This is a genomic window from Erythrobacter sp. JB3-1 (assembly GCF_057364995.1).
The window spans coordinates 1,655,187-1,674,786 of record NZ_CP200289.1; the positions used below are offsets into that span (position 1 = coordinate 1,655,187).

At 60.6% G+C, this 19,600-nt stretch carries 16 protein-coding genes; 6 read left to right on the forward strand and 10 right to left on the reverse strand.

The features are described from left to right. Window positions 1-31 precede the first annotated feature (31 nt). The 7 genes from AC0V6M_RS07910 to crtY form a co-directional block, all read right to left on the reverse strand. On the reverse strand, window positions 32-1,582 hold the full coding sequence (locus tag AC0V6M_RS07910; protein ID WP_486138273.1) for an acyl-CoA carboxylase subunit beta: 1,551 nt from the start codon (window positions 1,580-1,582) through the stop codon (window positions 32-34). A 111-nt stretch (window positions 1,583-1,693) separates the two neighbouring features. Beyond that, window positions 1,694-3,592, reverse strand: a complete 1,899-nt coding sequence (locus AC0V6M_RS07915) for an acetyl/propionyl/methylcrotonyl-CoA carboxylase subunit alpha (protein WP_486138274.1) — start codon at window positions 3,590-3,592, stop codon at window positions 1,694-1,696. A gap of 31 nt (window positions 3,593-3,623) precedes the next feature. After that, complete coding sequence (locus tag AC0V6M_RS07920) at window positions 3,624-4,574, reverse strand: phytoene/squalene synthase family protein (protein ID WP_486138275.1); 951 nt, start codon at window positions 4,572-4,574, stop codon at window positions 3,624-3,626. 162 nt (window positions 4,575-4,736) lie between these two features. Further along, the gene (locus AC0V6M_RS07925) at window positions 4,737-5,318 is read right to left on the reverse strand and encodes an LOG family protein (RefSeq protein ID WP_486138276.1); all 582 of its coding nucleotides are present in this window, start codon (window positions 5,316-5,318) and stop codon (window positions 4,737-4,739) included. Continuing rightward, on the reverse strand, window positions 5,248-5,685 hold the full coding sequence (locus AC0V6M_RS07930; protein WP_486139590.1) for an endonuclease domain-containing protein: 438 nt from the start codon (window positions 5,683-5,685) through the stop codon (window positions 5,248-5,250). The genes AC0V6M_RS07925 and AC0V6M_RS07930 overlap by 71 nt, the downstream gene beginning before the upstream one ends. Window positions 5,686-5,788: 103 nt before the next feature. Beyond that, the gene (locus AC0V6M_RS07935; protein WP_486138277.1) at window positions 5,789-7,378 is read right to left on the reverse strand and encodes a phytoene desaturase; all 1,590 of its coding nucleotides are present in this window, start codon (window positions 7,376-7,378) and stop codon (window positions 5,789-5,791) included. After that, window positions 7,375-8,595, reverse strand: coding sequence for a lycopene beta-cyclase CrtY (gene crtY / locus AC0V6M_RS07940; protein ID WP_486138278.1), 1,221 nt, complete (start codon window positions 8,593-8,595; stop codon window positions 7,375-7,377). The genes AC0V6M_RS07935 and crtY overlap by 4 nt, the downstream gene beginning before the upstream one ends. A gap of 159 nt (window positions 8,596-8,754) precedes the next feature. Between crtY and AC0V6M_RS07945 the strand changes: the two genes are divergently transcribed. After that, on the forward strand, window positions 8,755-9,348 hold the full coding sequence (locus AC0V6M_RS07945; RefSeq protein ID WP_486138279.1) for a DUF2585 family protein: 594 nt from the start codon (window positions 8,755-8,757) through the stop codon (window positions 9,346-9,348). A 54-nt stretch (window positions 9,349-9,402) separates the two neighbouring features. Beyond that, window positions 9,403-10,371, forward strand: a complete 969-nt coding sequence (locus tag AC0V6M_RS07950; protein WP_486138280.1) for a MipA/OmpV family protein — start codon at window positions 9,403-9,405, stop codon at window positions 10,369-10,371. A gap of 221 nt (window positions 10,372-10,592) precedes the next feature. On the opposite strand, the gene AC0V6M_RS07955 is transcribed toward AC0V6M_RS07950, so the two are convergent. Next, window positions 10,593-12,668 (reverse strand): S9 family peptidase, encoded by a 2,076-nt coding sequence (locus tag AC0V6M_RS07955; RefSeq protein WP_486138281.1) that lies wholly within the window; start codon window positions 12,666-12,668, stop codon window positions 10,593-10,595. Window positions 12,669-12,822: 154 nt separating this feature from the next. Between AC0V6M_RS07955 and AC0V6M_RS07960 the strand changes: the two genes are divergently transcribed. Further along, window positions 12,823-14,103, forward strand: a complete 1,281-nt coding sequence (locus AC0V6M_RS07960; protein ID WP_486139591.1) for a metal-dependent hydrolase family protein — start codon at window positions 12,823-12,825, stop codon at window positions 14,101-14,103. A 115-nt stretch (window positions 14,104-14,218) separates the two neighbouring features. After that, complete coding sequence (locus AC0V6M_RS07965) at window positions 14,219-16,042, forward strand: DUF885 domain-containing protein (protein ID WP_486138282.1); 1,824 nt, start codon at window positions 14,219-14,221, stop codon at window positions 16,040-16,042. Window positions 16,043-16,068: 26 nt separating this feature from the next. Here AC0V6M_RS07965 and AC0V6M_RS07970 read toward each other — a convergent pair whose 3' ends face one another. After that, window positions 16,069-17,187: an NAD(P)H-dependent flavin oxidoreductase gene (locus tag AC0V6M_RS07970; protein ID WP_486138283.1), complete on the reverse strand. Its 1,119-nt coding sequence runs from the start codon at window positions 17,185-17,187 to the stop codon at window positions 16,069-16,071. A 159-nt stretch (window positions 17,188-17,346) separates the two neighbouring features. Here AC0V6M_RS07970 and AC0V6M_RS07975 point away from each other — a divergent pair, with 159 nt between their 5' ends. Continuing rightward, entirely contained in the window at window positions 17,347-18,036 is a 690-nt protein-coding gene (locus tag AC0V6M_RS07975) for an MBL fold metallo-hydrolase (RefSeq protein ID WP_486138284.1), read from the forward strand. Next, window positions 18,036-18,227 (forward strand): hypothetical protein, encoded by a 192-nt coding sequence (locus AC0V6M_RS07980; RefSeq protein WP_486138285.1) that lies wholly within the window; start codon window positions 18,036-18,038, stop codon window positions 18,225-18,227. The genes AC0V6M_RS07975 and AC0V6M_RS07980 overlap by 1 nt, the downstream gene beginning before the upstream one ends. 145 nt (window positions 18,228-18,372) lie before the next feature. On the opposite strand, the gene AC0V6M_RS07985 is transcribed toward AC0V6M_RS07980, so the two are convergent. Continuing rightward, window positions 18,373-19,587: an MliC family protein gene (locus tag AC0V6M_RS07985; RefSeq protein WP_486138286.1), complete on the reverse strand. Its 1,215-nt coding sequence runs from the start codon at window positions 19,585-19,587 to the stop codon at window positions 18,373-18,375. Window positions 19,588-19,600: the final 13 nt, after the last annotated feature.

The window sequence follows — 19,600 nt, forward strand, 5'->3', positions numbered from 1 at the left end:
GGTGAGAAGAGTTCGGCCCAGTTTTTAGTGGCTAGGCCTCGCTGCTAAGACGCCGCCACGCCAGCTCTGCAAATTCGCACAGCAGGGGCCGCGTGTCGCGCGGGTCGATAATATCCTCGACATTGAAGCGTTCAGCGCTGCGGAAGGGTGAGGTGACCTTGCCCAAGCGCGACTTGATCTCCTCCAGCATGGCGGCTGGATCATCGGCCGCCTCCAGCTCGGATTTGTAGGCGACCTCTAATCCGCCAGCGATAGGCAGGCTGCCCCAATCGCCCGAGGGCCAGCAATAGCGATATTGGAATTTGTCGGCATTGCTCATCGCACTGCCCGCGATCCCATAGGCGCGGCGCATCACAATGCTGGCGAGTGGGACGCTGGCCTTATAAATCGCGTTCATCGCCTGCACGCCATATCGGATCGTGCCCGCCATTTCCGCCTCGCGCCCGATCATAAAGCCGGGATTGTCGACGAGGTGCACGATCGGCAGGCGGAATTGGTCGGCGAGTTTGACGAAGCGTTCGACCTTCTCAGATGTCTTAGCCTCCCACGACCCGCCGAGATAGCTCGGATCGCTCGCCACCACCGCGATCGGATAGCCGTCTAGCCGGGCAAGCGCGGTGATTGCGGCGCGGCCCCAATTCTTGCCAATCTCAAACACCGTGCCTGTGTCCAGGATCAGGTCCATCGCGCGGCGCATGGAGTACACCTGCTTGTCGTCGCGCGGTACCAGCGACAGCAGCGCTTCTTCCCGGCGGTCCACGGGATCGCTCGGCTGCGCGCGGCGCGCGTGCTGGCCGACATATTCAGGCATAAAGCTGAGGAAATGGCGCGCCCGGGCAAAGGCCTCGGCCTCGCTTGCGACCTCATCATCGACCACGCCGTTGCGGGTGTGAATGTCGACGCCGCCGAGCTCTTCCTTGGCCTGCGCGTGATCGGTGGAGCCCTTGTAGCTTTCGCCCAGCCCATCCACCACGGCAGGGCCAGCGGCGAACAATTGCGAGAGGCCGCGCACCATGATCGAGTAATGGCTGGCGACAATGCGGGCTGCGCCAAGGCCAGCCGTTGGACCAAGCGCGAGTGCGACGACCGGGACAGTGTCGAGGTTCTCGACAACATCGCCCCAGCCGGGAACAGCGGGGATATAGGTCGCGCCGATTTGCTCCAGTGTTTTGACGCTGCCGCCGCCGCCAGTGCCGTCAATCATCTTGACGATCGGCAGCTTCAGCTCGTGCGCCATCTTTTCCGCCTGCACCATCTTGCGCGAAATGCCCGCATCCGCCGCGCCGCCGCGAATGGTGAAATCGTCGGCAGTCGCGACGATGGGGCGGCCATTGACGGTCGCTTTGCCGAACAGGAACGGAGCAGGAGTGACACCGGCCAGATCGCCGTTCTCGTCATAGCGGGCGTTGCCGGCGATTTTGCCGATCTCGCGGAAAGAGCCGGGATCGCACAGCGCCGCGAGCCGATCGCGGGCATCCATTTTGCCCCGGCTATGCTGGCGCGCGACTTTGTCCGGCCCGCCCATCTCCTCGGCCAGCGCCTCGCGTGCTCGCAATTCTTCGAGTTCAGATCGCCAGGTCATAATTCCTCCCCAGAATGGGGAGGGGGACCAGACGCAGTCTGGTGGCGGGGATATGCCGCGAGTTCCCCTCCGTCAGCACTTTGCGCTGCCACCTCCCCGAAACGGGGAGGATCATTCTGTAGGCTCCACCACGCACAGTACAGCTTCGACCTGAACCTGCGCATCCTGACTGGCGGAAAGCTCGGTGACGGTCCCGTCAAACGGCGCGGTGAGCGCATGCTCCATCTTCATCGCCTCGAGCACCATTAGGCGGTCCCCCGCTTTGACTGTCTGGCCCTCAGTTACATCCACCGCGATAACCTTGCCCGGCATAGGCGCGAGGATCGCTCCGTCTGCGGCGGAAGTGCCTGTCCCACCTTCGGTTCGCGGGAGCGAAATTTTGAACATGTGCCCGCCAATGCTGACGAACTGCGCATGAGGTTCGATACAGTCTCTGAATCCGTGTTCAAAATACTGCCCTTTGGGTGTTGGGTCGTATTGGAACGCTGTCGCCTCGCCGTTAACTGCCAGTCTGAATTCCTGCTGTTGCACCCTATTTAGGCGAACACCGATTAAGGGTTCTGCTTTTGGATCGAATTGGCCAAAGCCGGTGGTTTCTCGCACAAACCAATGAAGCGCATCACTCAAGGCGCGATCGCTCAACTCGGGTTGTGCGGTCAGTGCTTCCTGCTTGCGCTCAATCAAACCAGTATCGAGATTGGCTTGCACGACGTCTTCATCGCGAAGCAAACTAACTAGGAAAGCGAGATTGGTCTTTATGGGCCAGATTGACGAATATTCGAGCTCCACGGCGAGGGCCTCGATTGCCTCTTCCCGCGTTTCACCAAGGGAAACTACTTTGGCGATCATAGGGTCATAAAATGGCGAAACATTTGCCCCCTCCTTGACGCCCGTTTCGATGCGCGCATCGCCACAGAAATCTAGGATATCCAACCGCCCCGTACTCGGCAAAAACCCCTTCGCTGGATCCTCCGCATAGAGCCGCGCTTCAATCGCGTGGCCGTTAATGCTCAGCTCGTCCTGTTTCACCGGAATCGGCTCGCCGCTCGCCACGCGCAGCCGCCATTCGACCAGATCTACACCGGTGATCTCCTCGGTCACCGGGTGCTCGACCTGCAACCGCGTGTTCATCTCCATAAAGAAGATGCGGTCCGCGCGTAGGCCTTCGCTGGCGTCGGCGATAAACTCAATTGTGCCTGCGCCTTCGTAGTCAACCGCTTTTGCGGCGCGTACGGCGGCGGCGCAAATCTCTTCGCGGGTGGCTTCGTCCATGCCCGGCGCAGGGGCTTCTTCGATCACCTTTTGGTGGCGGCGTTGCAGCGAGCAATCGCGCTCAAACAGGTGGACGACATTGCCGTGGCTGTCGCCGAACACTTGCACCTCGATATGGCGGGGCGAGGTGATCCACTTCTCCAGCAGCACCTCATCATTGCCAAAGCTAGCCTTGGCCTCACGCCGGCAGCTTTCGAGGTCGGCTGCGAAGTTCTCTGGCGTGTCGACCTTGCGCATGCCCTTGCCGCCGCCGCCCGCGACCGCCTTGATCAGCACTGGGTATCCAATCGCGTCCGCTTCCTTGGACAGGCGCTCGACCGACTGATCTTCGCCGAGATAGCCCGGAGTGACCGGCACGCCCGCATCCATCATCAGCCGCTTGGCCGCATCTTTCAGGCCCATCGCGCGGATGCTGTCCGGCATTGGCCCGACCCAGATCAGGCCCGCGTCGATCACGGCCTGCGCAAAGTCTGCGTTCTCTGACAGAAAGCCATAGCCGGGGTGGATCGCCTCGGCTCCGGTCTCTTTGGCCGCGGCAATGATCTTGTCACCGATCAGATAGCTTTCCGCCGCGGGCGAGGGGCCGATATGCACGGCCTCGTCGGCTTGGCGCACATGCAAAGCCTTGGCATCGGCATCGGAATAGACCGCCACTGTGGCGACCCCCATGGCCCGCGCAGTGCCGATGATGCGGCAGGCGATTTCGCCGCGATTAGCGATAAGGAGTTTGCTGATCATTTGGACGGGTTAGTCGCGTGCGCGGCCCGCTTCAAGCGTTTGGCCGGAAATCCTTGATGCCCCAGGTGATCTCCCCGTCGGGGCGCTTTTCCCGGTTGATCACGGCGGAGAGGAATGCGCGTACGCCGTAGAGCGCCTTTTCTGAGCGCGGCACATAGGTGCGACTGTTCCATGCCTCGGTCCCGCGCGCGCGGACCTTGCGCCCGATTGCGCCGTAAATTCGCGCTGCGGACAGCACGGCCCAGCGGCTGCGGAAGGGGAGGCGGGCGGCGCCTACGCGAGCGGCGGCCTCGTGCTTTTCAACCAAAGCGACCAGCCGCGCGGCCATATCGGCTAGCTCTTCGCGGTGGTGCGGCTTGGTGTGCTGGCCGGGCTCGATATCTTCTTCGACCAGCCATTCCGCTGGCAGATAGCAGCGGCCCGCCGCGTCATCCTCGACTATGTCGCGGGCAATGTTGGAGAGTTGAAAGGCGAGGCCAAGGTCGCAGGCACGATCGAGCGTGTCCTCATCATCCGGGGCGACGCCCATGACCACCGCCATCATGACGCCAACCGCGCCCGCCACATGATAGCAATAGCGCAGCATATCGGCCTCGGTGCGCGGGCGCCAATCTTCTGCGTCGAGCGCAAAGCCTTCGATCACATCTTCGGCCATCTGTGCGGTCAGCCCGCATTCCTCGGCCACCAGGCCCAGCGCGTCGAAGGCAGGATCCCCGGTCGGCTCGCCGCTTAACGCTTTGCCGGTGAGCTTGCGGATCAGGGCTAGACGTTCCTCGGCGCTGGATTGATCGCCCAGTGGCCCGCCCATGTCCTGATTGTCGGCGATATCATCGGCGCGGCGGCACCAAGCGTAAAGCAGCCAGGCGCGCTCGCGCGTTTCCTGGTCGAACAGTTTGGAGGCGGCGGAGAAGCTTTGCGAGCCGTGCTTGATAGCGCCGCGTGAATGAGCGACGAGGACGGCCCTGCGTTCAGGGTCAACCATGTGTTCGCGGCTCGCTATCGCTCGCGCCCGGCCAGCCCGCTCCCTCCACCCTTCCACCCGGATCGTAACCCGGCGTGATAATCCGGGTGGAAGGGTGGAGGGAGCGGGCTGGCCAGGCCAAGGCACGCACGGATGTGCGGGCCGTGCGCAACGAAGACTGCATCACAAATCCTCAGCCTTCATCCGAAAGATCGGCGTATGCGGCTGGTATGCGGCCATTTTGTCGAGCAGATCGGGCATAGTGTCCGCGTGGATCAGGATGTTCTGATGTGCCGGGCGGACAAAGCCGACATCCGCCATTTTGGCGTTGAACGCGATCAGATCATCATAGAAACCAAAGGCATTGAGCAGACCCACCGGATCGGAGTGATAGCCAAGCTGCGCCCAGCTCATCGCTTCCCACAATTCGTCCATTGTCCCGACCCCGCCGGGTATTGTGACAAAGCCATCGGACAGATCGGTGAAACGCTGTTTGCGCTCGTGCATGCCTGTGACGGTGATCAGCTCGTCGCAATTGTGATTGGCAACCTCGGAATTGACCAGGGCCTCTGGGATCACGCCGATGACTTCGCCGCCCGCGTCTTTCGCGCCATTCGCCACCGCGCCCATCAGGCCCAGCCGCCCGCCGCCATAGACGACGCCAATGCCGCGCGTGGCAAGGCTTTGGCCGACCTCAGTGGCAAGTTCGATATAGCGCGGGTCTTCGGGCGTGGCCGATCCGCAATAGACAGCGAGGCGTTTCATCTTTCCTGCCCGAGACGGGGAGGGGGACCAGCCGCAGGCTGGTGGAGGGGGCGTTCGACATAGCTTCCAATCGTTCGTTGCAAATCACAATTAGTCGCCTAACCACTGCGTCCAAATCTGCAAGTATGAGCTTGGCTGTTATGCGCGTTGTGGCGATGCCTTTGCGTCTGAGAAAGGCTGATCGTTTGGCGTCTCTGACGGACATTGCCGGGCTGTCGTGAGCCGTTCCATCCACTTCGACGTCCAGTTTTGCCTTGGCGCAATAGAAGTCGAGCACAAACGGGCCAGCGGGATGTTGCCGGCGAAACTTGTTGCCTCCAGGGTGTTTGCGAAATTCTTGCCACAGCATGACTTCAGGGAGCGACATCTCTCGGCGCAGTTTTCGCGCTAGCTTTACGGTTTGAGCAGGGCCGCTGATCAAGCGACTATCCCCTCCTCCACGGCGCGGGGTGCCGCGGTCCCCCTCCCCATCATGGGGAGGATGCCTTTGCCAAATCCTCCAGCATCAAGCCTGCGGTTGCTTTTGCGCTGCCGACCACGCCGGGAATGCCTGCGCCTGGGTGGGTGCCTGCGCCGACGAGGTAGAAATTGTCGATCACATCGTCGCGGTTGTGTCCGCGCAAATATGCGCTCTGCCACAGCACGGGCTCAAGGCTGAAGGCGCTGCCCAAATGCGCGTTGAGGTCTTGTGAGAAGTCTTTTGGTGCATAGCTGAATTTGGTCACGATCCGGTCGTGAATGTCCGGGATTAGGCGGCGGCCAATTTCGTCCAGGATCGCCTTTTCGAGCTTCGGTCCTTCGACGTCCCAATCAATCGGCATCTTGCCCATGTGCGCGACGGGAACGAGCGCATAAAACGTGCTCTTGCCCTTAGGCGCCATGCTGGGATCTGTGACGGTCGGGTGGTGCAGATAGATGCTGAAATCCTGCGGCAGCACGCCGTTTTTATAGATGTCGTCTAGCAGGCCTTTATAGCGCGGGCCGAACAGGATCATGTGATGCGGGATGCCGGGCCATGCGCCCTCCAGCCCGAAATGCACCACGAACAGCGATGGGCTGAAGCTCTTGCGCGAGATTGCTTTCGCCGCCTTCGGTCCGCGCGGAGAGCCGGACAGCAGATCGCGGTAGGAATGCATGATATCCGCGTTGGAGGCGACCGCGTCAAAGCGCTGTTTCCAGCCGCTTTCGGTCTCCACTTCGGTGGCGCGGTTGCCGATGGTGTGAACCTGCTTCACCCCGTCGCCAACGCGCATGGTGCCGCCGAGCCGCTCAAAATGGCGGATCATGCCTGCGATCAGGCGATTGGTGCCGCCGCGCGCCCACCACACACCGCCGTCTTTTTCCAGCTTGTGAATGAGCGCGTAGATCGCGCTGGTGTTCATCGGATTGCCGCCAACCAGCAGCGAGTGAAACGAGAACGCTTCACGCAGTTTCTCGTTCTTCACGTAGCTGGAGACCATAGAATAGACGCTGCGCCAGGCCTGTTTCTTGACCAGCGCCGGGGCGGCTTTCAGCATGCTCTTGAAATCAAGGAACGGCTTGTGGCCGAGTTTCAGATAGCCTTCTTCATGCACGCCCGCGGAATATTCCAGAAAGCGGGCATATCCGACCACGTCATCGGGATCGAGCTTGGCGATTTCTGCGTTGAGTTCCGCTTCGTCGTTTGAATATTCGAAATTGGTGCCATCAGGCCAGTTCAGCCGGTAAAACGGCATGACCTTCATCAGCTCAACGTCTTCAGAAATGTCGTGCCCGGTCGGCTGCCACAGCTCCTCAAGGCAGGGCGGATCGGTGATGACCGTGGGACCAGCATCGAAGGTGAAGCCGTCTTTTTCCCAAAAATAGGCCCGGCCGCCCGGCTTATCGCGCGCTTCCACCACAGTGGTCGCAATGCCCGCCGATTGCAGCCGCATAGCGAGCGCCATGCCGCCAAATCCTGCGCCAACGACGCAGGCAGTGCGGCCTTCATATTTCTCTGCCGAGGCCGGGTTGATCCCTTGGCCAGTGGGGGGCGGAGAGGCGAGGTCCAGTCTGTCAGTCTGCGACACGGGGGCATTCATACCGATTTCTCCGATTGCGATTTGGTTGTCAGCGGCTCGCCGCTTTTGATCATGGCGGCGAGCGCACGCGGGATAGTTACGGGCGGCTTGCCCCAAAGGACGCGCAGTTTATCACGCCGGGTAGAGCGCGCGGCATAGAACCGCTCGATCAGCCCTTCGCGAAGGGTGTAGAAGCGCTGGAATATGTCGACCCGGCGGTGCGGCTTTGGCGCGAAGAACAGCATGCGTGCCAGCATCCGGTAATATCCGGTCTTGCGCCAGTGCCGCGCGGCCCGCGTCTCGAACAGTGCGGCCAGCTGAGCGCCCGCAAGGTCCGCTTCGGCCGCGATAGTCAGTGCGTTTTCGACCGCGATCACCATGGTATAGCTGGTGAGCGGATGGACGAAGCCGCCTCGCGCGCCCGCAATGGCGACGCCGGGAATGCGCACCTCGGCCTGGTAAGCGGCGAAATTGCCTCCAGTTAGCACGGGCAGCAGGCCCGCTTCACTGCCGACAATCGCGCCATCGACCCAGCCGTGCTGGCGGGTATAGGCATCAATGCGAGAAGACAAAGCGCTGCGGTCCATCTTTGGATCGTCGGCGTAATAGGTATCCTCGACAAACACATCATGCGCGCCCAGCGGCAGAGTGTAGACGAAGCGGTAAGCTCCGCCATTGCCGTGGGGGGCGTGCTGATCAACGGCTGCGTCCATGATCACCGGCCGCTCCAGCCCGTGGGCCTCATCCAGCCGCATCTGGCGGCCCATGAAGATCTGCCACCCCCCGCGCAAATGCGGGCTGGGTGAAAAACTGCGGCAATCGATCACTGCGCGGGCGTTGATCCGCTCTCCATCGGCCAGCGTGACGCCGCGCGCATCGATGGCCTCCGCCGCGCAGCCAAGCCGCATCGCGCCCTCAGGTAGCAGCCGCACGAGACCTTCGTGAAAGTCGGCGCTCGCCATGGAGCGATAGCCGGTCTTCAGTGTGCGGCGATATTTCGGAAAGGCCACGTCATAGCCGCTGTCCCATTCGGTCTGGCGGAAGGCGGAGAGCAGTTCCCGACCAGCCTCGGACAGGTCGCTGTCAAACCAGCTCCAGCGGTGGTTGCCGCCAAAGCTCTTGCCATTTTCGATGATGGAAAGCCGCAATTCGGGCCGCTCGCGGAAAAGCGCCAGCGCGATCAATCCGCCAGCCAGACCGCCGCCAACAATGGCCACATCGATTGTGTTTCCGCTCATGCTGACCTCGCCCTAGGGAAAGCGCGAGAGATCGGCAATGGCGCGTTGTAATGGCAGGCATATTGCCATGCCGCCGCCTCAGGCTTTGCGCTGCAATTGTGGCTGCTTGCGGCGATCTTTGCTTGCAAGTGAGCCCGCGCTGATTCACACCCTGCGCCAATGGCAAAACTGATCCCCAATCGCACCACGATCCTTGTCTCTATCGGGATTGCAATCGCAGCCGTCTTGATCTTGCTCGTCATGGGCCGCCCGCCGATTTGCGAATGCGGCGATATCAAGTTGTGGCATGGCGACATCAATTCTGCCGGCAACAGCCAGCATATCGCTGATTGGTACACGCCAAGTCACATCATTCATGGCCCGATCTTTTATGCGCTGGGGTGGCTGCTGTTTGTGAAATGGAAAATCGGCGGAGAGAGTGCGTTTCGTTGGGGCTTACCACTCGCGGTGTTTCTTGAGGCGGCATGGGAAGTGCTCGAAAATACGCCCATGGTGATTGAGCGGTTCCGCTCGGTCACGGCCAATTGGGGCTATTCTGGCGACAGCGTCCTTAATTCCTTTGCTGATATCGGTTGGATGGCGTTTGGCTTCTGGCTCGCGATGAAGCTCCCGATCAAAGTGACCATCATTCTTGCCGTGTTCATGGAACTGCTCGCAGCATACGTGGTGCGTGATGGCTTGACGCTTACTGTGATCATGCTGCTGTTCCCGATTGATGCAATTGCCGAGTGGCAAGCGGCAGGTTCCGCTTAGGCCTTCGGGAACTGACCCAAGGGCGGTCGGTTGAATGGCTAAATGGAGCTAGAAATGTCACGAAAAACAATCGCTTTGGCGCTGTTCGCTGCCGCCACTTTCGCCAGCCCGCCAGCTTATGCGAGCGGTGATGACGCAGATGGCACATCCCAGCCGAGCGAGCGCGATGCTGCTGCGGGCGGGGGCCAGCAAACCGAACGTCAAGGCGCGCCAAGCGGCGCTGGTGGTCCGCCACCCGGTGTCTTGAACGGCGAGAACGTCTTTGATGAAACCTGGGTGACGATTGGTATCGGCGCGGGTCTCGTGCCGAGCTATTCCGGTTCAGATGATTACAATGTCTTTCCGCTGCCGCTGATCGTTGGCCGCGTGGGCGGCGTCGGGATCAGCCCCAATGGCCCCGGCTTTGCGCTCGATCTGCTGTCACAGGCGCCGAGCGCAGGACCATCTGAGACCAGCGTCTCTTTTGGGCCAGCCTTTCGCCTGCGCAACGACCGTGATGGCGACATCGAAGACCCGGTGGTCGCGCTGACCGAGGATTTGGACACCGCATTTGAGCTGGGCGTGCAAGGCGGGGTGCGCATTCCCGGCGTGCTCAACCGGTTCGATGCGGTCACCTTCTCGACGCAGGTGCGCTGGGACATTTTGGGTGCGCATGACGGGATGCTAATCGAGCCGAGCGTCGGCTATTTCACCCCGGTCGGACGCGGCGCAGTAGTGCAGGTGAGCGCGAGCGCGAGCTTCGTCGATGATAGCTTCGCCGACTATTACTACACCGTCACGCCTCAGCAGAGCGCGGATAGCGGCCTTGCCGAATTTACCGCCGATGGCGGGCTAAACAGCCTCGGCCTGACCGCGATTGTTACCTTTGATCTGGATGGCAATGCGCTCAATGGCGGACTCAATATCTATGGGATAGGCGGGTACAGCCGCTTGGTCGGCGATGCCGCTGACACGCCGTTTACCTCGGTCCGAGGCAGCGCGGATCAATTCCTGGTCGGCGCGGGTGTGGGTTATACTTTTTGATTGATCGCCCTCAAACGCCGGGCGGCGGACATCCGTCCGCCTTGGCTTTCCTCGCATAAGCTCGGGCGCGCGGTCGCGCTTGCGAACCCTTGCGGGTCCGAACCAGCACTAGCTAGATGGCTTGGTCGCGGGGCACAGATGCATGCGGTTGGCTCAGCCTAGCATAAAAAGGGCCGCCGGTTAGAGCAGCCCTTTTTTAAATGTAGCGCTGACTAAACAACTCAATCCTCGCTGTCGTCATCGTCCTTAGTTGATGGCTTTGCGCCCTTGGCACCATCGGCCAATTGCGGGCGCGGGGCGGGCATTGCTGCCTTGCGGTCGCCGGTCATCAAATAGGTGTCGAACCATTCGAGCATCCGCAGATTGTAATCATAGCGGCTGCCCGCCCGGCGGTTGCCATGTGGTTCACCCGGGTAGAACACCATCCGAACCGGTGTTTCGGGCTTACGGATCTTGATCGAGCGATAAAGTTCAAGCGACTGACCCGGATCAACGCGGGTATCGCTGTCGCCGTGCATGATCAGGATCGGTGTCTCGGCCTTGTCGACGTGGAAGATCGGTGAGACCTCCAGCATCGCCTGCCAATCATCCCATGGCCATTTGCGGCTGTGCACATTGTACATCTCGTATGGGATGTCGCCGGTGCCAAACTTGCTGATCTGGTTGGAAATACCGACGAACATTACGCTGGCGGCGTATTCCGCTGAATGCGCGGTTGCGCCCCAGGCGCTCGCATAGCCTCCGTATGATCCGCCGGTGATCCCGGTGCGGTCCGCATCGGTGATGCCTTCCGCGACCAGCGCGCGTTTCGCATCGACAATATCGGTGAACTCAGGATCGGTGTAATTGCCCTGATGCTGTTTAGCGAAGGCAACGCCGTATCCGGTGGAGCCGCGATAATTCGGCAGGAACACCGCATAGCCCTTACCAGCGGCCATTTGGCCCGGTTTCGAATAGGCCGTTTGCCAGCCATTGCTTTCATGCGCTTCCGGCCCGCCATGAACGTTCATGATGGTCGGCGCGCCGCCTTCTGGAACGCCGCCAACCGGTTCGATCAGAACGCCTTCAATCTCTTGGCCATCGCGCGCGGTGTAGGTGTAGGCGCGCTGATTCCCGAAGGAGATATCGGCCAGCCACGGGTTATGCGTCGTCCAACGGGTGAAGGTGCTGCCGCTTACGGAGAACACTTCGTTCGGATGCTTGGGGCTGTTTGCGGCGACAACCATCCGTCCGCCAGCGGCCTCAACCCGGGTCAGGATCAAATCGCCCGGATCGGTTTCTTGACGCACGGTTCCGTTCGAATTGTAGATCCGCAGCACGCTTTGCGCGCCGGTGTGAATGATCGTGGCGAGGCGGCCATTGGCGAGCCATTCTGCATCCACGGCGGCTTCTGCAGCGCCCGCATTGAGCGCGCGGTAGGCGCCCGTCGCAGTGTCGACGAGGTGCAAAGTGGTCGCCGCCGGGTCGTTCATATCGACGCCTGCGATCAGCGAGAGCTGCGAGCCATCGGGTGAGATTTCGACATCGTCGATCTTGCCCGGCGTCTCTACAACTGCGCGAACATTGCCCGTGCTGAGATCAATGATATTGACCCGTTTGCTGGTGTAGCTGTCATCGACCAGCGGGGTCGGCGCGGTTTCGACGATGCCGAACGCACTGCCCGGCGCAATGTCGAATGCGCTGACGAAACCGGGCAGAGCGATCTCGCGCGGGTTCTCGTCCACTTCTTCGCTGACTTTCGCCGCGAACATGCGGGCGGGCTTGAACTCTTCCTCGTAAACCCGCGCGTTAAATCCGGCCTTGCGCTGCGTCTCGCGCTGCTTGTCGTCCTCAGCATTGGCGAGCAGGAACAAGGTGCCGCCATCATCGCTCCAGCGGTAGCTGCGGACATTGGCATCTTCGACTTCGGCGAGTTTCTTATACGTACCGCCGTCCACTGGAACGCCCCAAACGGCGCGTTTCTCGTCTTCCTTCGTCCACAGGAAGCTGACCATCTGGCCGTCGGGCGAAAACGCCACGCCGCCCGGTGAGACATCATCGGGCAGATAAGCGCGGGCATCACCCGGCGCGCTTGCCACTTTCAATTCCTGAGTGAACGATCCGTCCTTCTCGCCCTCGGTCACATCCGGCAGGCTGGAGGTCGTGAAGGCAATGCGCTGCCCATCAGGCGAGACGGCCATTGTGCCAACGCTTTCCAGCTTGGCGACGTCTTCCGGCGTCATCGGGCGGGCATGGGCGGCCGCGGTTAATGAGACCGATGCGAACAATGTGGCGGAAATTAAGGAAAGCCGGTTCATAAGAAAATTGTCCCCTGTGGGTGGATAATTACATGTCTTTCATAACGTTCAGCGCGCCTTTGGCAAATTTCAGCGCATTCGTTTCTTGTCTGATGGGCTTGCAGCTCGGCTTAGAGCGAGCCTATCACGTGCGAAACGTAAGAGAGGTGTAATGATGAAATTGCTATCCAAGCTCGCGGTTCCCGCGATCGTTGCTGCGACACTGCTGAGCGCGCCTGCGGTGGCTGAGACCATTGGTATCAGGGCGGGCAGCGTGATTGTTGATGCGAACAGCGCGCCGATCTCTCCGGCGGTGATTATCATTGAAGATGGCAAGGTCGTGTCGGTCAGTCAGAGTGAGGGGGACCTCAATGTTGACCGCGAGATCGATCTCTCTGACAAAACCGTCCTGCCCGGCATGATCGATCTGCACACGCATCTGTCCGGTGACCCGAGCGGTGAGTTCTGGCGCGCGGCCACCACGCCGCCGGAATATTACACGCTGATCGCGGCGAAGAATGCCCGCATCACCGCGTTGGCTGGGTTCACGACTGTGCGCGATCTTGGCTCGCGGACCGATCAGGTTACGCAAATGCTGCGCCGCGCCACGGCAGAGGGCATTGTGCCCGGCCCGCGTGTCGTAACATCCGCCCGCACGATCAGCATTGTTGGCGGACACGGCGACACCAATGGTTTTCATAAACATGTGAACGACGTGCTGGAATCCGGGTTCACCTGCACCGGGCCGGTCGAGTGCTCTGAGAAAGTGCGCGAGGCATCCAAATATGGCGCGGACCTGATCAAGATCACAGCCACGGGCGGCGTGCTCAGCCAGCAGGGCCGGGGACTAGAGGCGCACTTTACCGACGCCGAAATGAAGTCGATTGTCGACACGGCAGAAACGCTCGGCCTGAAGGTCGCTGCTCACGCGCATGGCGCACGCGGGATTGAAGCGGCGGCGCGCGCTGGTGTGCACACGATTGAGCATGGCACTTACATCGATAAAGCCGCGGCCGACGCGATGATCGCCAGCGGCACGACATTGGTCCCCACTTTGATGGCGTTCGAAGGGATCAAAACCAATCTCGGCACCGGATTTTACACCCCAGTGGTGGAGGGCAAGATCCGCACAGTTGGCCAGTTTGCGGGCACGATTGTGGAGCGCGCGAACGAGTACGGCGTGAAAATCGCATTTGGCACCGATGCGGGCGTCTTCCCACATGGTCAAAACGCGGGCGAGCTGGCTCTGATGCGCAAAGGCGGCATGTCGGACCGCGCAGTGCTGGCATCAGCCACCACGGTCGCAGCCGAAGTGCTGGGCCTGGAAAATGAGATTGGCCGGATCGCGCCGGGATTTTCTGCTGATATCATCGCGGTCAATGGCAATCCGCTGGCTGATGTCAGCGTGTTGGAGGATGTCGATTTCGTCATGGTTCGCGGCCGCGTGATCGAATGATCGCGGCCAATTGATCGAACAGGATTGAACGTTGGTCGGGCATCCGCTTGCCCTTGCATTGGGGCAGGGGTAGCGCGGGCCGACAATCAAATTTGGTTAAGGGGACTTCCGCATCATGCATATTCGTGCCGCACTTCTCGCCGCGACAGCCTTCGTTCTACCTGCTGCGCCAGCTCTCGCTGACCATCACAGTGCCGCGCCAGAGGCCGCCGCTGAGCAGCCGCAGACGGAAGGCGAGAAGCTGTTCGCTTTGTTCGCCGATTCTGACCAGCGCCAGCTCGCGCTCAGCCCGCTCTCGCGCCTGTTTCGCGGGGACGATAAGGACGCGGACAAGCTCGGCGATTTCCTCACCGATGCGCAGTTCCTGGCCGGGCGCACCGACACGCAATTGAACATGGCGCTGCTCGCGCAGATTGACCGGTCAAAGCTCTCGGCCACTGATCAACTTGCCTATGATGTGTTCAAATACAATCAGGAGCAATCGCTCAAAGCCAGCACCGACCGCATTCGTGCGCTTACCGAAGTGCGCCCGGTCAACCATTTCAGCGGCTTTCACACCTTCTACCCCAGCTTCGCCAGCGGTACCGGCGCAGCGCCCTTCCGCACGATCGCCAATTACGAAGACAATCTGTCGCGCCATGATGATTACATCGCGATCAATGACCGCGCGATTGAGAAATTCCGCGAAGGCATGAAAAGCGGCGTGGTGGAAACCAAGCTGACGATTGGCAATGTCATTTCTCAACTCGACACCCAGATCGCCATTCCGATTGCGGAATCGCAGTTCATGGGTCCGGTGAAGAACTTTCCGGAGGATTTCTCTGAGGAAGACAAAGCGCGCCTGACCGCAGCCTACGAAGCGAAAACCAAGGAAATTTACGCCGCGCACACGCTGATGCGTGATTTCCTGCGCGATGAATATCTGGCCGTAGCCCGCGACAGCGTTGGACTCAGCCAGATGGAGGGCGGCGAGGAGCTGTATGCTCAGCTGATCGAGAGTACGACGACGCTGCCACTTGATGCGAATACGATCCATGAGCTTGGGCTGAAAGAAGTCGCACGGGTCAAATCGGACCTTGAAAAGGTCCAGGCAGAGGTTGGGTTTGAAGGCACGCTCAACGAGTTTTTCGACTATGTCCGCACCGATGAGCAGTTCAAGCCGGAGAGCCGCGAGGCGCTGACCCAGAGCTATTACGATCTCGGCAAAGAGGTCGATAAGAAGATCGGCGAGTACTTCTCACTGCTCCCTAAATCGGAGCTGGTGATTAAGCCTTACGATCCTTCGATTGAGCAGTTTAGCGCGGGCGGTTCGTACCAATCAGGAACGCCCGACGGCTCGCGCCCCGGCACATTCTTTTTCAACGCCTACGACCTGCCGAGCCGTCTGACGACCGGTAATATGACGCTCTACCTGCACGAGGGTGCACCGGGCCACCACTTCCAGATCAGTCTGGCTCAGGAAAACGAAGCTCTGCCCGCCTTCATGCGCTTTGGCGGGACGACCGCCTTTGTTGAGGGCTGGGCGCTTTATGCTGAGACCTTGGGCTATGAAATGGGTTTCTTTGAAGACCCGTGGAACCGCTATGGCACGCTGCAGGACGAGCAGCCGCGCGCGATGCGCCTTGTGGTCGACACCGGCCTGCACGCGAAAGGTTGGAGCCGGGAGAAGGCGATCGACTTCATGCTCGAAAATTCCGGCATGACCCGGACCGAAGTGGTCTCCGAGGTTGAGCGCTATATCGCCATTCCATCGCAGGCCCTGGCCTACAAAATCGGCGCCCTGAAAATTCAGGAACTGCGCGCACGGGCTGAGGAGCAGCCGGCGGATGACTTTGATATTAAGGAATTCCACGCTCAGGTGCTGAACACGGGCGGCTTGCCGCTGGCCGTGCTGGAGGCCAAGATCGACCGCTGGATCGCGGCGCAAAAGGGCGGGTGATTGGCGCTGAGTGTTGGCTGGACCGCCTATTCGAGCGCGCCAGCCAAACTCTCATAACCGCTGGCGAATTCCTGTTTGAAGTCTTGTACAACGCCGCCTGCGCTGCGCACTTCGGTGACGAGGCCAACGCCTTGTCCGACGAAGTAAGAGCATAGCTCGCGCGCTTGTTCATTGCCGTTTATTGCGGCCTTGTCGATCGCGCGCAGCACTGGCTCAGACAGCAGCATCATCAGCGGCATCGGCAAGGCGGGCATGCCAGCCTCTTCCCAGCGCGCGTGCCAGCCGGATCGCAGCCGGCGGCTGAACTTGCCTGTACGGTGTTTGGAGCGGATCGTGTCGCGGCTGGATGCGGCGATCATCTTCTCGCGGAAAACCTCATGCGTCTCGGCCTCCTGCGTGGCGAGCCACACGCTGCCGCACCATGCGCCTGCCGCGCCCATTGCCATCATCCCGGCCATTTGCCGCCCATTCATGATCCCGCCTGCTGCGAGCACGGGAATGTCCGCACCTGCCCGCTCAATCGCCTCAATCACCTCGGGCACCAGCACGATTGTGCTGACATCGCCGCAATGCCCGCCGCCTTCGCCGCCTTGGGCAATGATCAGATCAACGCCTGCCTCGATTTGCTTCATCGCGTGCTCTTTTGCGCCGACCAATGCGGCCACCGGAATGCCGTGCTTCTTACCCGCCTCGATCATCGCGGGCGGGGCCGTGCCCAGCGCATTGGCGATCAAGCGGACCGGGTGGTTGAAGCTGACCTCCAGCAATTCCTGGCCCAGCGAGGTGTTGGGCGCCTGGCTGCCGCCAAGCGGCGCAGTGCCATCCAGGCTGACGCCCGCCTCGCGCAGGATTTTGGCGGTCATATCGCGATATTCCGCCGGGATCGCGGCGACGATATCATCTGCGCTCACCGAATGATCGACCGCCTGAACCTCGGGGATCAGGACATCGATGCCGTAAGGCTTGCCCTCGACATTGTCGTCGATCCATTTGAGCTCTGTTTCGAGCTGTTCCGGGGTGAAGCTGACCGCGCCGAGCACACCAAAACCTCCTGCCCGGCTGACCGCGGCGACCACATCGCGGCAGTGCGAGAAGGCAAAGAGCGGGAATTCGCATCCCACCATATCTGTCATGCGAAATGGCATTATCGGGTCTTTCGTAAGGTTGGCGGTGTGGGCTTAAGGATTGCGGCGCGCGGCGCGTGTGGTCAAGGTCTAGTGGTCTAAGCTCATGGAAGTCGCGCGAACTGGACCTGCTGCGGATTGCGGCCTAACCTTTGGCCTAAACGGATGGATGGAAGAGGAATGCGTATGGCTTACCGCGCAGGGTTAGCAGCGGCTTTGGCGGCATTGGTGCTTGCGGGATGCTCCGCCGCGCCTGCATCGGAGGCCCCGGCTGGTGAGAGCAGCAGTGTGGATGCCGTTACCTCGATCCTCAACGCTGGGGTCAGCGCGAATATGGGCGGGGCCAAGTTCCTGTTTGATCCCTTGTATGACAATCATTTTGGCTCGCTTGCCGAAATGGGAGAGCCTCTGATAGAGGCGATTATCACTGGCAGCGCGCCTTACGACAATGTCGATGCCGTCTTCGTCAGCCACGCGCATGGTGACCATTTCTCCGCCGAATACCTCAACCGCATGATGGCTGCGCAGCCCGCTGTGCAATTGATCGCGCCCGCTCAGGCTGAAGAGGCGATGCAAGGCCATGAGCTGTGGCAGGATGGCTTTGCCGAGCGGATCACCAGCGTCACGCTCAGCAATGGCGAGGCGGCGGAGCGGATTGAGGTCGCGGGCGCAGTGGTTGAGGCTTTGCGCACCCCGCATGCAGGCTGGCCAGAGCGGCACAGCGAAGTGCACAATATCACCTTTCGGGTCTCCGCGACCAATGCCGCAGGCGCGCCGATCCGCGTGATGCATATGGGCGATGCCGATCCCGCCGCGCAGCATTTCGCCATGAATTCAGAGTTTTTTGCTGCGCGCGAACGAATGTGGTGATGGTGCCGTTCTGGTTCTTCCAACAGGATGAGGCCGGTCTGCTGATCGACCGCACGCTCAACGCAGAAAAGGCCATTGGCGTGCATGTGCCTGCGCAAACACCGGCATTCCTCGAAGGCAGCGATTGGACCTATTTCACCAAGATCGGCGAGGAAGTCGCCATCACGCCCATTGCCAAGGTGAGCGAGTGATCACTCCCGCAGCTATTCCCACGCGGGGCTGTTTTTCTGAAGGTAGAATTTGAGCGGGCTGCCATCTGCGGCCTGCGCCAAAGCTGACTTGTACTCGGCCGACACTCCGTCACAGGTCAATTCCTCCCAAGCCTGCATGATCTGCTTATTGCGCTCCGCGTCTTCGCTGGCTTCCCCAGCGAAATGATTGCACCGCGACAGTCTGTCGATCATCGGCGAGACACCAGTCTGCGAGGCTTGGCAAACGCTCTGCCAGCATATCGGGGTTCGCCAGAAAATAGACCACCGGGCCAGACGGGGGCTGGCGTTCCGCTGGCGTGTCGACGTTAATCGATCCGCTCGGCATTTGGCCCGCATCACTCGCGATAAAGCGCACCCGGTCTTCATCGACGAAGAAATCGAACCTTGCCTCTCCTGCTGAGCGCGAGAACAAGCCGCCGCGAAATTCCTCGCCCGCGTCCGGGCTGTTGCCCAGAAAACGCAAGACCAGTTCACCCGCTTCGAATGAGATCGTGACTCCGCCGCCCTCAATCATCGCCATGTAGACGATTTGGTCATTGTCGGTGCAATCGATCTGGCGATCATCGCCTGTGATGCTGGATAGGCCAGCGGTGGCGCTGGGCTGATCCGCCTCGCGCATGCCGGGCGCGATAAAGTTCATGGTCAGGAATTCACCGACGTTATCAGGGTTGCTGATTTTGTAGTGCCGCCCGCCTGCGCTTGCATCAACTTCGCCAATATTGATCGCCAGCGGCCCGTCTTCGGTGATGGCAAAGGCGGGTTCGTTGCCAACCGGCGGGTGGATGCCAAAGAAGCGTTTGCCATCAGTGGTGATGCAGACATTTTCGATTTCGAAATAGGTTGGTGGGGCGGACGGATCGGCGCCGTAGCCCGGCTTGACCTTGGCCCAATAGCTGCCATTGCTGGCGGTCTGAGTGACCGGATCTAACTTGCTTGCAGAGGCGGGGGTAGGGGGCCCCGTTCGCTCCAATGTGCATGTGGCCGGCGGTATCGCCTCAGATTTTGCTGATGCCTCAGTTCTGAAAATCGCCGTGTCACCCTTTTCGTGAAAACTGGTGATGTCGGATGCGTAGCGGGCACCGCTGCCGGTTTGCGTTGCGGGCAGCAATTGGATCGCGGACAAATTGTCACCTCGCCCCGTTGGGAAGCCGACCTGCACTGCGCTTTCGCCCAGCACTTGGAGCCGTGTCACCGTGATTTTGAAGCCGCCCTCGCAGGTGTAAAGCTGCATTTCTCCGCGCTCAAAATCAGGCGCGCCCGGCCCGTGAGATGCTATCGCTGGCGCAGGCAGAAGAGCGAGCGTTCCGGCTGCCAGAGCCATAGGAATAAGGGTCTTCATCAGTTGGTTCCTC